The following is a 13223-nucleotide window of genomic DNA, read 5'->3' on the forward strand; positions in this document are numbered from 1 at the left end:
CACCCTAGGCAGAGTGGATCAGGTGTCGTACTCCTGGATCCGCCGGCCGTGGCCACGGTCGACGAGAGCGGGCAGCCGCTCCCCCAACTCCCGTACGGTGGACGGCAGATCGAGGGTCAGCAGCCGCCGGTCCCGCATCAGCACCCGACCGTCGACGATCGTCGTCCGTACGTCACCGGCGCGGGCGCTGTGCACGAGCGTGGCCGCGAGGTCGTGCACCGGCTGGGTGTGCGGGCCGGTGAGGTCGACCAGGATGATGTCGGCCCGCCGCCCCGGCGCGAGACTCCCGATCCGCTCCCCCAGGCCGACGGCCCTGGCGCTCTGGAGCGTGGCGTGGTGCAGGGCTTGACGGGACGTCAGCCACCGTGGGTCGCCCTCGGCCGACTTCTGCGCGAGGGAGGTGAGCGCCATGGACTCCCACACGTCCAGGGAGTTGTTCGAGGCAGCTCCGTCCGTGGCGAGCCCGACGGGGACGCCGATCTCGCGCAGGGCCCGCACGGGTGTCGGGCCCCAGGCGAACTTCAAGTACCCGCGCGGTGCGGTCGCGACGGCCACACGACCCGTCGCGCGCTCCAGCACGGGCAGGTCGCGCTCGATGATGCCGGTGCCGTGGGCGATGAGGATCTCCGTGTCGAGGAGTCCGGTGCGCTCCAGGATCTCGATCGGTGTACGGCCGTGGCGGGCCAGGCTGTTGTCGGTCTGCTCGCGGCTCTCGGAGGCGTGGAGGTGCACGGGAAGGCCGTGCTCGCGGGCGAGTTCGGCGGTCGCGGCCAGATCGGCGTCGTCCACGGTGTACGGAGCGTGCGGGGCGAGTGCGGTGGTGATGCGCCCGTCGGCACCGCCCCGGTGCCGCAACGCGAACTCCAGGGATTTTTCCCGCCCTTCGACGCCCTGCGAGGAGAAGAAGGCTTCCCCCAGGTGAGCGCGCAGCCCGCTCTCGGCCGTCACGGCGGCGACGGTGTCCATGGAGAAGTAGTGGTCGGCGAAGCAGGTGACGCCACCGCGGATCATCTCGGCACAGGCGAGCCGTGCGCCCAACTCCACGTCCTTTTCCGTGAGGTTGGTCTCGATGGGCCAGATGAAGTCGTTGAACCACTCCTCGGCGGGCAGGTCCTCGGCGATGCCGCGCAGGGCGACCATCGGCGAGTGGGTGTGGCAGTTGATCAGGCCGGGCATCGCCACGTGACGGCGGGCGTCGATGCGCTCGACGGCGTCCAGGTCCCGTACGTCGTCGGTGATCGCCTCGATCACCCCGCCCCGTACGACGATCGAGGCGTCCTCGACGAACCCGATCTCCTCATGATCGTCGTGCACGAGGGCGGTGCATCCGGTGATGATGAGATCAGCGGGAGACTGCGTCATTGCGTCACCGTACGACGGTGTCGTGCCGCGGGGGGAGGTGAACCGCGCATCCCGTCCCAGCCCTGTCGCCAGGCCGGTTGCGCGAGCACCCTGACGTCATCGAAGCCCGCCTTCTGACGTCACCGCCCCGCCTTCTGGAAGGATCCGGCATGCTCCTCGGCACCTGGAACCTGGAGAACCTGTACCGGCCCGGCGGCCCCTTCGGACCGAAGGACAAGGCCGCGTACGAGACGAAGCTCGCCGCCCTGGCCGCCGTCATCACGGAACTCGACCCGACGCTGCTGGGTGTGCAGGAGGTCGGGGACCCGGACGCGCTCGCGGACCTGGCCGGAATGCTGGACGGCGACTGGCAGGTCACGCTCTCCGGTCATCCGGACGACCGCGGGATCAGGGTCGGCTTCCTCAGCCGAGTGGTGCCACAGGTACTCGCCGACACGAACGCCTTCCCCGAACTGCTGCGCCCCGTCCAGGCCGACGACACCGGGACCACCGTCTCGCACGCCGGCCGCGGCTTCCTCGCCGTGGAGATATCCACACGGGCCCTGACCCTCAAGGTGGCCGTCTGCCACCTGAAGTCGAAGCTGCTGTCGTACCCCGGCGGACGCTTCCAGCCGCGCGACGAGGGCGAGCGGGCCCGCTACGGCGCGTACGCCCTGTACCGCCGCGCCGCCGAGGCCACGGCGCTGCGCGCGCTGGCCGACGATCTCCTGGCCGGCGAGGGCCGTACCCGTGACGTGGCGGTGCTCGGCGACCTCAACGACGAGGTGCAGGCCGCGACCACCCAGATCCTCCTCGGCCCGCCCGGCTCCGAGATCGGCACCCCCGGGTACGACCGTCCCGACTCGGGCGACGCGATGCGCCTTTGGGACGTGGCCCCGCTCATCCCGGCCGACCAGCGCTACTCCCGCATCAACTCGGGGCGCCGCGAACTGATCGACCACATCCTGGTCAGCCATCGCCTGGTCCACCGTGTCACCGCCGCGGGTACGGGCCTGCCCGGCACGGAGCAGCTGACGCTGCCGTCGGTCGGTGCGGATCCGGGCGAGCGGCGCGGGGCGGCGGGGTCGGATCATGCGCCGGTGTGGGTGCGGGTGCAGCCGTAGTTTCTGTCGGTGCGGGCGAACTACCGTGCGGATCAGACGGCGATGGGGAGCCAGGGTGCCTTGGGTGCCCTGGTAGCGACCAGCCCCGCCCGCTCCCGGCGCTCGGCCAGCTCGTCGAGGAGTTCGGCGATCCGCTGAGTGTGGTGGGGTGTGAGCCGCCCGGTGTCGTCGAGCTGGACGGCGCATGCGGTGGTCGTGTCCACGAGCCGTTCGAGAGTGGCCGCGACCTCGCCCGCGCCCTCGGCATGCCGTGCCAGGGCGGGGAGTTCGGCGGCGGCCAGGTCGATCGCGGCGCGGGCCTCGGCCAGCGCGCGATAGGCCTCGCGCCGCAGCATCCACCGGCCGGCCCGGTTCTCCGCCGTGCCGTCGCTCAGCACATGCGCGAGATAGGCGTCCGCCGCCTCCACGGCGCGCACGAGCCGCGCCCGTACCGTCCCGCCACGCTGCCCGAGCGCCGGCAGATGCCCCACGAGCAGCACGATCCCGCAGGCCAGCAGCGTCTCGCCGATCCGGCTCCAGGAGGCCTGCGGTTCCCCTCCCACCATGACGAGGGCGAGCACGAGGACGGTGACGACGGCGGTCTGCGCGGCGAAGTGCCGGGTGGCGACGGGGATCAGGGCGCCGCTGACCGCCACCAGGGCGATGAGTCCTTCCGGCCGCGGCAGCAGCGCCGCGAGCCCCGCGAAGACGACCGCGCCGAGCACGGTCCCCGCCGCCCGGCACAGCACGCGCGAGGCGAGCGGCCCGAGATCGGGCTTGACGAGAAAGACGGCGGTGGCGGGGAGCCAGTACCAATGCGAGTGGTTCCCGTACCAGCGAGCCTGATGCAGGGCCTGCGCCACGGCCGCGCTGGCGCCGAAGCAGAGGGCGACCCGAAGCCCGTACTCGCGCCCTCCGGAGCCGAGAGCGGTGCGTACGAGGGAGACGGCGGTACGACGCCGGGTGTGCAGCGTGTCTCCGGTGCCGCCCCGGTCGAAGGCGTCGGCGGCGTGCAGCAGCGCGTCGTCGAGGGCGCGCAGCGCGGGGGCGGACCGGTGTGGCGCGGGCAGCGGCCCCGTGTGGGTGCCGGTGCGGACGGCGACCGCGAGCCGCTGCGGCCCTTCCGCCGCCCGCGCGGGCACCGCCTCGCCCGCCCACGCGAGCGCCGTCGCGGCCTCGGCGAGCGGCAACGCGGCGGCGTACTGCGCGTGCAGCCGCCGCTCGGCCGCGGAACTGGCGTACCGCCGCAGCCGGGGCCCGGCGAGCGCGTCCTGCGCGTGGTCGAGCGCGGCGGTCAGCGCGACGCGCCGCGCGCTCGCGTGCGGCCCGCCGGCCGCTTCGAGCAACGCGGCGATCGCGTCGTACACGGCCCCGACGGCGTCCCGCTCCCCGTCGAACCGGTAATCCCCGGCGGTGACGCCGGTCGTCGGCAGCGCGAGCCGCAGCGCAAGCAGCCACCCGGCCCCTCCCAGGAAGAAGAGCGCACGCTGCCAGCCGGGCTCGGGCAACGGCATCCCGGCCCCGATCGCCGAGGCGACAAGCAACTGCGTCCCGGCCCCGGAGGCGACGGGCCCGACGGCACTGACGGCTCCGGCGACGAGCCCGAGTCCGGTGAGGAGGAGGGTGAGCACCACGGCATCGACGCGCTGTCCGGCGTACGACCCGACGAGCAGCCCACCGGCCCCGGCGAGGGCGGGCACCCCCAGCCTCCTGACGGCAGCCCGCCGACTCCCCGGCCGGTCGTTGATCCCGGCGAGCATGGCGCCGAGCGCGGCGACGACTCCGACGGAGGTCCGCCCGGCGAGGACGGCCACGAGGAGCAGTGGCCCGGCTGCCAGCGCACCCCGTACGACGGCGTTCCACGGCACGGGCCCGCGCTGCGCACGCAGGGCATGGGCGAGCCAGGGCGGTACGGCGACGCTGGGGAGGGGCACGGGGCTCCTGTCGGACGAGGGCGGGCGGGGTGCCTTCGGGCGACGTCGGCCGGGCTGTTGTGATGCCTACGGTAGATCGCGTTGCTGGAGAAAATGGGACGTGGACGTTTCCACGATGTGACGCTTGGCGAGGATGCCGCGTTCTTTATGAACGCAATTGGCGGCGGTGGGCCATGACGACCCCGTGATCGTCACTGAACGCGGAGCGGGCCCGAGGGCGTAGCCGGCCCCCGGACCCTGTGATGCCACCCACTTCACACGCCGGCACGCTTGAGAACCCAGGTCAGTCGTTATGTCGCCGCGTCCTGCCTTTGGACCACCACGCATCGAGCTGCGCGGACTGGACTTGAACCAGCATTTCGGCGCGCCGGGGCCTGGGCCCGGTCGATCCGGCGATCGGCGGCGAATACTGAGTCTGGAGCAAGAGTCTGAGATTGATCGCGGCCGGCTCTGAGTCCTGGCCGCTCCATCACGACAAGCTTCAGCTTCAGCTTGCGCTCCTCGCGCACCCCGGCCGTAGTGCGTGGTGGCCGGGGAGAACTAGAGGCTACCCAAACAGGTAGCCGAACACAGCATCGCCCAGCCGCTGGTCGACGACATCCACGCCGTTCGCCTCCTCACGGGCGAACTTGACGGCCTGCTGCAACTTCTCGACACGGTCGAGAAGTTCATTGATACGGCGCGCGGGCAGGGCACCGGAGAACTTCACGGTCGTCCAGTACCCGACGGGAATGTCCTCGTAATACACCTCGACCTGAGCCGGATGCTTGTCGGTCGCCTCGGCCTTGACGTGATTCCGAGGCACTTTCTTCGTACGAAGCGTGCGCACGGGCTCGGTCTTCCACGCATCGGTGGACGGATCCTGCACCCAGGACTCGGAGGCGTCGAGGACGGGCAACTTCCTTACGAAAGTGTTGAGATCGGTGAGCTGCTTCTCAAGGAAAAGCAGATACGACACGGGAACATCGGCGACCAGTACCCGCCCGTCCACCTTCACGTCCGCGCGAGCGGTGCAGTTGGCCCAGTCCTTGGTGGCGGTCACATCAAACAGCCGCGTCAAGGTGGCCGCGGTCTCCCGCAACACATCCTCAGCCTTCACCTGCACCCGAGTCGACTCGGGCGGCAACTGCTCACCCTCCTCGTCCTTCGGCTGGTAGGTCCGCGAGATTCCTGCCAGCAACGCGGGCTTCTGCAGCCCATGATGAGCAGACGTCAGGTCCTGATGGGACTTGGACTTGATGCCCTTCTCCACTGCGATGATCTGATTGAGTTTCGCCACGTCGGAGACGGTAGCAGCGTCAACGGCCATGAATCGAAGGATTATTCGCGGAACGAGACAGTAGGGAGCGTATTCGAGGGCCTGTACGCTTTGATCCCCATCCGATCCTTCAGAGGCCTGCGGCTTGACCCAGTCCTTTTGACTCGAAGAGCGACTGAGCCGCCACAAGCGCGCGGGACAGGTGATCCGGGGCCGATTCTGTGGACAGAGACTCAATAATTCGGTCGACGGTTCGCAACTCCGCGCGTTCCAACAACCGCTTCTCGTTCGTCACCCACTCCCCCCGCGCCGCCAGCACCGCGTGCGCGGCTTGCGTGGCGGCTGTCGCCAGGGCTCCGGCGACCTCTGTGAGGCGGCCGGCAGGCGCATGGTTGGCCTTCGCGTACGCGAGGGTGGCCCGGGCGGTGCCGTACCAGCGTTCGGAGGCGGAGATGCGGAGCTCGGCCGGGTACGTGGACGGGCGCGGGAGGGCGCCACGCAGGACGCGGTTGATGGCCAGCTCGGCGACGATCAAGTAAGTGGGGATGCCCGCGAGGTGGAAGAGGAGCGGCTCCACGCGGAAGCGGCCGGCTTGCACCTCCGCCAACTCGTGTTCGACGACGTCGAGATCGCGGTAGTGGACGTCGACGCGGCGGTCGTCGATGGTCACCCAGGCACCGCCGTTGAACACGCCGCCGCCCCAGCCGCCGACCTCGGAGACCTCGCCCGCCCAGCCGATGGCTCTGAGGTCGCCGGGGTCGAAGTCTCCCCGGTAGTAGATCGCCAAGTCCCAGTCACTGTCGGGTCCGTGAGTGCCCTGCGCGCGGGAACCGCCGAGGGCTACGGCGCGGACGGTGGGGAGGGTAGCGAGGCGGTCGGCCACGTGGGTGAGGAACGTGTCGTCGTCGGGGTTCAACAGCGCGACTCTCCGATGGTCAGGTTGCCGATCGACTGGGCCTGGACGACCGAACCGTGGGGTCGCGCTCGTCCAGGTCTTCGGCCGCGTGGAGCGCTGAAGCGTCCTGGGTGCTTGGTGCGCATGGGGTGAGGATCGGGGTGCCGTGGCGGCGGTGTCGAGTCAATATCCACCGTCCCGTGCACCCGGCTCGCAGTGATTGTCAGTGGTGCGCGCTATTAATGGGGAGTGTCGTCACAGAGCGTCACGACTGGTGGCTACGGGGGAGGTAGCAGCGGTGGGTTACGAGGTGGACGGGCAGAGGTACGTGTCGTTGGCCGGGCTGCGGGCGCGTGGGTGGAGCGGCGCCATAGTGCATCGGCTGCTGGGGCCGCCGGATCGGCTCGGTGTCGATCCGCGGTTCAGGACCGCGCCGTACACCCGGCTCTACCGCGCCGAACGGGTCGAGGCCGCCGAGCGGAGTGAGGAGTTCCGGGCGGTGGCGGAGATGGCGGTGCGGCGGTCGGAGGAGGTGCGGGCGGCGGTGGCGCGGCGTCGGGAGGCGGTTCTGGAGCGGATCGCAGTGGAGCCGATCGAGGTGCCGCGCCTCGACCCGGGCAAGCTGGCGCTTCGGGCTGTGGAGTATCGGGCCCGGCGGGAATTGGTGGAACAGGGTCGCCTCGCACCGGCGAGGGCCGAACGCAGTGGGTCCACCGGCCGCGCCTCTCTCGACCCGTGGAAGGTCGACTACTTGCGCCATCGGCTCACCCACTACGACAAACTCCTGGACGCACTGCCCGGACGCGCGCGCTCCGCCGAGCGCGCGGAGGCCGTCACGCTGCTTCGGCGACGGATCTACGCGGCGATTGCTGAGTCGTACCCGGCCCTGGCCCACGAGTGCGCAAGGCAACTGCGTGAGCTAGGGCTTGGTCCACCGCCTGGGTGAGGTGACCTTGGGGCCTCCGCCCGCGGCCGGGGTGGGTGCTCGGTGCGCTCGGTGCGCCCTCGGTGCGCTCGATACGAAATTCAGATGCAGGGGCAGTCACCCCACCCGCATCATCGGCAGGTTGCAGCCAGGCCGTAAGCCGAAGACCCCTAGGAGTCCTCATGGTCCAGCGCGTCACCGTCCCCAGCCTCTTCACGCCGCCCGTCTACTCCCACGCGTCCGTCGTCGAGGCCGGGACCAAGCTGGCCTTCCTCGCCGGGTCCGTGCCACTCGACGCCGACGGGAAGATAGTCGGCGAGGGCGATCCCGTACGGCAGGCCGAGCAGGTGCTGGCCAACCTGGACGAGCAACTGCGCGCGGTGGGGAGCGATATGGAGCACGTCGTGTCGACCGACGTGTACGTCGTCGGCAGTGAGCCGGCGGTGCTCTCCGCGGTCTGGGATGTCGTCGAGGCGTCCGGGCTCAGCATCGGCCCGCACTCGTCGACGCTGATCGGGGTGGCCTGCCTCGGGTACACCGGGCAGCTCGTGGAGATCACGGCAACCGCCGTCGTGCCCGAGCCCTGACCGGTGCCCGGACCGGCCGACGTGTCCAAGCGCACGCACGTGTCCGAGCCCGCGCACGTGTCCGAGCGCGACCGCGCCCAAGGCTGGCTCCGACGGAGGCGAGCCCCGGTCGCATCACCCCGACCGAGGCGAGCCCCCGGCGGCCCCAAGGGACCCCCACGTCCGCCGCTTGGGCAACGGCCGCGCATAACCCCCCGCCCGACTCGTCGTCAGCCCCAGCGACACCAGCGACTCCGCGAGCTTGACCGCCGCGGCCACCCCGTCGACGACGGGCAGCCCCAGCTTCTCCCCCACCGCCCGCTGCAGCCCGGTCATCCCCGCGCAGCCGAGGACCAGCACTTCGGCCCCGGCCTCCACCGCACGTTCGGCGGCCGCGACGAACGCCTCCTCGGTGCGTTGCGCGTCGCCGAGGTCGAGGACGCCGAGGCCGGTGCCGACGACTGCGGCGCAGTTGCGCCCCACCCCGGCCGTCTCCAGGCTGTCCTCGATCTGGCCGCACGACCGCTCCAGCGTGGTGACGACGCCGTACCGGCGGCCGAGGAGGCACGCGAGGTGAGCCGCCGCCTCGGTGATGTCGACGACGGGTACGTCCACCAACTCGCGGGCTCCCTCGCGTCCGTGCTCCCCGAACCCGGCCATGACCACGGCGTCGTACGGGCCCTCGTACGTCCGCAGGGTGTCGAGGACGGCCGCCGCCGAGAGGTAGCTGTCGAGCCAGCCCTCCGCGGACTCGGGTCCCCACGCGGGGGTGAGTCCGAGCACGGTGGTGCCCGGGCCTGCGGCGGCCCGGGCACCTCGTACGATCTCCTCGGTCATCCCCTGCGTCGTGTTGCAGTTGGTGACGACGATCCGCACGCCGATCAGACCTCCACAGGCTCGGGAACGGTGGCCTCGGTGGCTGCGCGCTCCGCGCGGCACAGCACCGCGTACAGTCCGGCCGCCAGCGCCGTCCCGATGAACCAGGAGTACGGCGCCACGTCGCTGAAGGCCTTCACCAGGGCGAGGACCGCGGCCACCGCCGCCGAGGGCAGGAAGGCCCACAGCGCCTTGGGGTTGACGCCCTTGCGGTAGTAGTACCGCGATCCCGGCTGGGCGTTGAAGAGCTGCTCGACGTCGATGCGGCCGCGCTTGACCCAGTAGTAGTCGAGCATGATCACGCCGAACAGCGGTCCCAGGAAGGCGCCGAGGCCGCCGAGGAAGTAGTTGACGACGGTGGGGTTGGAGAAGAGGTTCCAGGGCGTCACGACCAGCGCGGCGACCGTGCTGATCATGCCGCCGACCTTGAAGGTGATCTTCTGGGGCCAGACGTTGGCGAGGTCGTACGCCGGGGAGACGAAGTTGGCGACGATGTTGACGCCCATGGTGGCGATGGCGAAGGTCAGGGCGCCGAGGATCAGGACCCAGGTGTTGCCGACCTTGGCGACGAGCAGCGCCGGGTCGGTGATGGCCTCGCCGAACGCCTCGATGGAGCCGGCCGTGACGATGACCGACACGATCACGAAGGCCGTGGAGTTGATGGGCAGGCCCCAGAAGTTGCCCCGCTTGACGGTCTTGTAGCTGGGGGCGAAGCGTGAGAAGTCGCAGAAGTTGAGCATCAGGGTGCCGTAGGTGGCGAGGATCAGCCCGACCGCGCCGAACCACTGGCGCCACTGCTCGCCCACCGAGACCGGGTGCGGGGTAGAGGTGAGCGAGATGCTCCAGCCGGCCTTGGCGAGGACCCAGATGGCCAGCGCGATCATCACGAGCCAGATGGCCGGACCGCAGAAGTCCTGGAACTTGCGGACCGACTCCATGCCCTGGCTGATGATCACGGCCTGGATCAGCCACAGCGCGAGGAAGGACGCCCAGCCGAGCGCGTCCAGGCCGAGGAAGGAGTGGTGGGTCCACGACTCCAGGCCCGGCCAGGCGGCCAGCAGCATGACGTTGACCGCGACGGAGGCCAGATAGGTCTGGATGCCGTACCACATGATGGCGATGATCGCCCTGATCAGCGCGGGGATGTTGGCGCCCCAGACGCCGAAGCTGATACGGCTGACGACGGGAAAGGGCACGCCGGTGCGCTGCCCGATGCGGCCCATCAGGTTCATGCCGCCATAGATGATCACGAAGCCGACGAGCAGCGACGTGAAGATCTGCCACACGTTCATGCCGAGGACCAACAGACCCGCGGCGAACGTGTAGTTGCCGAGGTTGTGGACGTCGGACATCCACATGGCGAAGAGGTCGAAGACCTTCCAGTTGCGCTTCTCGGCGGGCGCGAGGTCTTCGTTGGTGAGCCGGGGGTCGGGGACGAACGCTGGTGCGCCGGTGGCTTCGGCGCTGTCGGCGAGGGACACGGGGCCTCCATGGGCGAGGGGACGGGGGGCGGCCTTATGGAGCGCGTTTGGTATACCAAACTGCCTCATGGTCCCTCCGTCAACCGTTCTGACCGATGTCCGTGCCGTTACGGCTCCGTAAAACACCCCTCGAGTCGGCGAAGATGGCCCCATGACGAAGATCGAACCCCTCGACGCGGAACGGGAACCCCTCGGCGCGGTGCGTGAGCGCGTCCTGGCCGCGCTGCGGCAGGAGATCATCGCGGGGCGGCTGCGCCCCGGCGACCGTCTGGTCGAGCGCGAACTGGCCGAGCGTTTCGGGGTCTCCCGGGTGCCGGTCCGCGAAGCGATCCGCGCGCTGGTCGCCGAGGGGTTCGTTCTCTTCGAGACGCCGCGTCGGACCGTCGTACGTCGTCTGACTCCGACCGACGTCAAGGAACTCTTCGAACTACGCGAGGCTCTTGAGGTCTACGCGGCCGGACTCGCCGCGTCCCGCGCCACAGCCGAAGCCCTCGCGGAACTGGAGGAGCTGCTCGACCGCGCGGCGACCGCCACCCACGCCGACGACGCGGAGGCGATCACCGACATCAACACCCGTTTCCACGACCGCATCCTGGCCATGGCGGGCAACAACCTGCTGATCTCCGTCATGGAACCGGTGGACGGCCGACTGCGCTGGCTCACCCGGCAGAACGAGGAGTGGCCCCAACTCCTGACCGAGCACCGCGAGTTGTACGAATCCATCGCGTCCGGCGACCCGGAGCGGGCCCGGGCACACGCGCTCGCACACGTCCAGGCCAACTACCGGTCGACCGTGCGGCACCTCTTCGGAGACGCACAACTCCCCTGACGAGTCGGGCACTTGCCCCGTCAGCGAGTGCGTACTCACCCTCATCGGCGAGTCCCTCAGCGAGTGGGCACCCGCCCTCGTCAGCGGTTCGCGTACCTGTCCGTGGCCGCCACCAGCACGTCCACCATCCCCGGAGCCCCCGCGTTGTGGCCCACGTCGTCGACGACGACCAACTCGCTGCCGGACCAGGCATGGTGGAGGCGCCAGACGATGCCCAGCAGATTCCCGAAGTCGAGGCTGCCCTGCACGAGCGTGCCGGGGATGCCCTTGAGCAGGGGTGCGTCACGCAGGACGACGCCCTCGTCGTTGCCCTCCCCCAGGAAGTGGTCGTTGCCCCAGTAGTGCGTGACCGTGCGGGCGAAGCCCATGCGGAAGGCCGGGTCCTCGTAGCGCTCCACCGACCGCGGCGGCGCGGGAATGATCGCCGTCTCCCAGTCGGTCCAGGCGCGTGCCGCCCGTGCCCGCACCTCCGGGTCGGGCGATTCGATGAGCCTGCTGTACGCGGCCGCGAGGTTCCCGTCGCGCTCGTCCTCGGGCAACTCGGCGAGGAACCGCTCGAAGGCCTCGGGGAAGACCTGGCCAAGTCCCCTGGTCAGCAGGGCGACTTCGGCGTTCGAGCCGGTGGCCACCCCCGTCAGCACCAGCTCGGACACGGCATCCGGATGCGTCTGCGCGTACCGCAGCCCCAGCACCGACCCCCAAGAGACCCCCCACACCAGCCACCGGTCGATGCCCAGGTGGCCGCGCAGCAACTCCAGGTCCCGGATCACATGGGCCGTCGTATTGACGCTCATGTCTGTCTCGTACGCGCTCGCGCCGGGCGTGGAGCGGCCGGCGCCGCGCTGGTCGAGCAGGACGATGCGGTACGCTCCCGGGTCGCAGTACCGCCGGTACCAGGCACCGCACCCCGAGCCGGGGCCGCCGTGCAGCATCACCGCGGGCTTGCCGCGCGGGTTGCCGCAGACCTCCCAGTACACGCGGTTGCCGTCCCCGACGTCGAGCATTCCGTGGTCGTACGGTTCGATCTCCGGATAGATGCCCATCGCGCGAGGCTAACCCGCGTACGGCTGGGGCGTCAGCCCCGCCGCCCGAGCCGCCGTGCTCAGCACGTCCCGGAGCATCGCGGGCGTGAGGCGTCCGGTGAAGGTGTTCCGCTGGCTGACGTGGAAGCACCCGAAGAGTTCGAGCCCGTCCAGGGACACATGGGCTCCGTGCGCGAAGGCGGGCCGCGGCCGGGGCACGGTCCAACCCGCCTCGGCGAGCGCGGGCAGCGCGGCCTGCCACCCGAAAGCCCCGAGCACCACCACCGCCCGCAGCGTGGGCCGCAGCAGCTCCAGCTCCCGTACGAGCCAGGGCCGGCAGGTGTCCCGCTCCCCGGGCGTCGGCTTGTTGGCCGGCGGGGCGCAGTGCACGGGCGAGGTGACGCGTACGCCATACAGTTCAAGCCCGTCGTCCGCGCTCACCGACGTTCCCCGCGACGCGAGACCCAAGTCGTGCAGCGCCGCGTAGAGCACGGCTCCGGACCGGTCACCCGTGAACATCCGCCCGGTCCGGTTTCCGCCGTGCGCGGCGGGTGCGAGTCCGACGATGAGCAGCGAGGCGTCGGCCGGTCCGAAGCCCGGGACCGGGCGGCCCCAGTATGTCTGGTCGGCGAAGGCGGCGCGCTTGGTGCGGGCCACCTCCTCGCGCCACGCGACCAGGCGCGGACAGGCCCGGCACCCGGTGATCCGCGCGTCCAGTTCGGCGAGGCCCCTGCCGTCCGAGCCCCTGCCGTCCGGGCCGTCGCCCTTGAGGCCCCCGCCCGCCAGGCCCTTGCCCTCCGGCCCGCTGCCGTCCAGGCCTCTGCTGTCCATGGCTTCACCGTACGACTGGAAAGTCACGGGCACGACTACGTCATCACCGCCCCCGCCGGCACGAGACCGCAGATCAGCAGGAGGATGATCGCGAGGAGCGGCCGGAGGAAGCGCAGGTACGTCCGTGCGGTGCTTCGTGCGAGGGGAAATCCACCCGGCGTC

The 13223-nt window shown here is 70.6% G+C and carries 12 protein-coding genes; 4 read left to right on the forward strand and 8 right to left on the reverse strand.

The features are described from left to right. Window positions 1-18: 18 nt before the first annotated feature. Entirely contained in the window at window positions 19-1362 is a 1344-nt protein-coding gene (locus tag AB5J53_RS13355) for an amidohydrolase (RefSeq protein WP_369245846.1), read from the reverse strand. Window positions 1363-1511: 149 nt separating this feature from the next. Here AB5J53_RS13355 and AB5J53_RS13360 point away from each other — a divergent pair, with 149 nt between their 5' ends. Continuing rightward, the gene (locus tag AB5J53_RS13360) at window positions 1512-2465 is read left to right on the forward strand and encodes an endonuclease/exonuclease/phosphatase family protein (protein WP_369245847.1); all 954 of its coding nucleotides are present in this window, start codon (window positions 1512-1514) and stop codon (window positions 2463-2465) included. A gap of 32 nt (window positions 2466-2497) precedes the next feature. Here the strand turns inward: AB5J53_RS13360 and AB5J53_RS13365 are convergent, their stop codons facing one another. From AB5J53_RS13365 to AB5J53_RS13375, 3 genes are all read right to left on the reverse strand, one after another. After that, complete coding sequence (locus tag AB5J53_RS13365; RefSeq protein ID WP_369245848.1) at window positions 2498-4378, reverse strand: FUSC family protein; 1881 nt, start codon at window positions 4376-4378, stop codon at window positions 2498-2500. Between the two features lie 547 nt (window positions 4379-4925). Beyond that, the gene (locus AB5J53_RS13370; RefSeq protein WP_369252208.1) at window positions 4926-5657 is read right to left on the reverse strand and encodes a hypothetical protein; all 732 of its coding nucleotides are present in this window, start codon (window positions 5655-5657) and stop codon (window positions 4926-4928) included. 109 nt (window positions 5658-5766) lie between these two features. Continuing rightward, window positions 5767-6552, reverse strand: coding sequence for a nucleotidyltransferase domain-containing protein (locus AB5J53_RS13375; RefSeq protein WP_369245849.1), 786 nt, complete (start codon window positions 6550-6552; stop codon window positions 5767-5769). Between the two features lie 277 nt (window positions 6553-6829). Here AB5J53_RS13375 and AB5J53_RS13380 point away from each other — a divergent pair, with 277 nt between their 5' ends. Both AB5J53_RS13380 and AB5J53_RS13385 read left to right on the forward strand, forming a co-directional pair. After that, on the forward strand, window positions 6830-7477 hold the full coding sequence (locus tag AB5J53_RS13380) for a hypothetical protein (protein ID WP_369245850.1): 648 nt from the start codon (window positions 6830-6832) through the stop codon (window positions 7475-7477). 161 nt (window positions 7478-7638) lie between these two features. Next, window positions 7639-8043 carry a RidA family protein gene (locus AB5J53_RS13385; RefSeq protein ID WP_369245851.1) on the forward strand — a complete coding sequence of 135 codons (405 nt, stop codon included), beginning with the start codon at window positions 7639-7641 and terminating at the stop codon, window positions 8041-8043. A gap of 114 nt (window positions 8044-8157) precedes the next feature. On the opposite strand, the gene AB5J53_RS13390 is transcribed toward AB5J53_RS13385, so the two are convergent. Both AB5J53_RS13390 and AB5J53_RS13395 read right to left on the reverse strand, forming a co-directional pair. Beyond that, window positions 8158-8898: an aspartate/glutamate racemase family protein gene (locus AB5J53_RS13390; protein ID WP_369245852.1), complete on the reverse strand. Its 741-nt coding sequence runs from the start codon at window positions 8896-8898 to the stop codon at window positions 8158-8160. Window positions 8899-8903: 5 nt separating this feature from the next. Continuing rightward, window positions 8904-10379, reverse strand: a complete 1476-nt coding sequence (locus AB5J53_RS13395) for an NCS1 family nucleobase:cation symporter-1 (RefSeq protein ID WP_369245853.1) — start codon at window positions 10377-10379, stop codon at window positions 8904-8906. 151 nt (window positions 10380-10530) lie between these two features. On the opposite strand from AB5J53_RS13395, the gene AB5J53_RS13400 reads away from it, so the two are divergent. Continuing rightward, a complete protein-coding gene (locus AB5J53_RS13400; RefSeq protein WP_369245854.1) occupies window positions 10531-11208 on the forward strand; it encodes a GntR family transcriptional regulator in 678 nt (225 codons plus the stop codon). A gap of 80 nt (window positions 11209-11288) precedes the next feature. On the opposite strand, the gene pip is transcribed toward AB5J53_RS13400, so the two are convergent. After that, on the reverse strand, window positions 11289-12251 hold the full coding sequence (gene pip / locus AB5J53_RS13405; protein ID WP_369245855.1) for a prolyl aminopeptidase: 963 nt from the start codon (window positions 12249-12251) through the stop codon (window positions 11289-11291). 9 nt (window positions 12252-12260) lie between these two features. After that, window positions 12261-13061, reverse strand: a complete 801-nt coding sequence (locus tag AB5J53_RS13410; protein WP_369245856.1) for a uracil-DNA glycosylase — start codon at window positions 13059-13061, stop codon at window positions 12261-12263. Window positions 13062-13223 lie beyond the last annotated feature (162 nt).

It is taken from the genome of Streptomyces sp. R41 (assembly GCF_041053055.1).
Taxonomy (GTDB): Bacteria; Actinomycetota; Actinomycetes; order Streptomycetales; family Streptomycetaceae; genus Streptomyces.

Coding starts and splice junctions, on each gene's coding strand:
- AB5J53_RS13400 (WP_369245854.1), top strand. CDS start 10,531: ATGACGAAGATCGAACCCCTCGACGCGGAACGGGAACCCCTCGGCGCG.
- AB5J53_RS13385 (WP_369245851.1), top strand. CDS start 7,639: ATGGTCCAGCGCGTCACCGTCCCCAGCCTCTTCACGCCGCCCGTCTAC.
- AB5J53_RS13360 (WP_369245847.1), top strand. CDS start 1,512: ATGCTCCTCGGCACCTGGAACCTGGAGAACCTGTACCGGCCCGGCGGC.
- AB5J53_RS13410 (WP_369245856.1), bottom strand. CDS start 13,061: ATGGACAGCAGAGGCCTGGACGGCAGCGGGCCGGAGGGCAAGGGCCTG.
- AB5J53_RS13355 (WP_369245846.1), bottom strand. CDS start 1,362: ATGACGCAGTCTCCCGCTGATCTCATCATCACCGGATGCACCGCCCTC.
- pip (WP_369245855.1), bottom strand. CDS start 12,251: ATGGGCATCTATCCGGAGATCGAACCGTACGACCACGGAATGCTCGAC.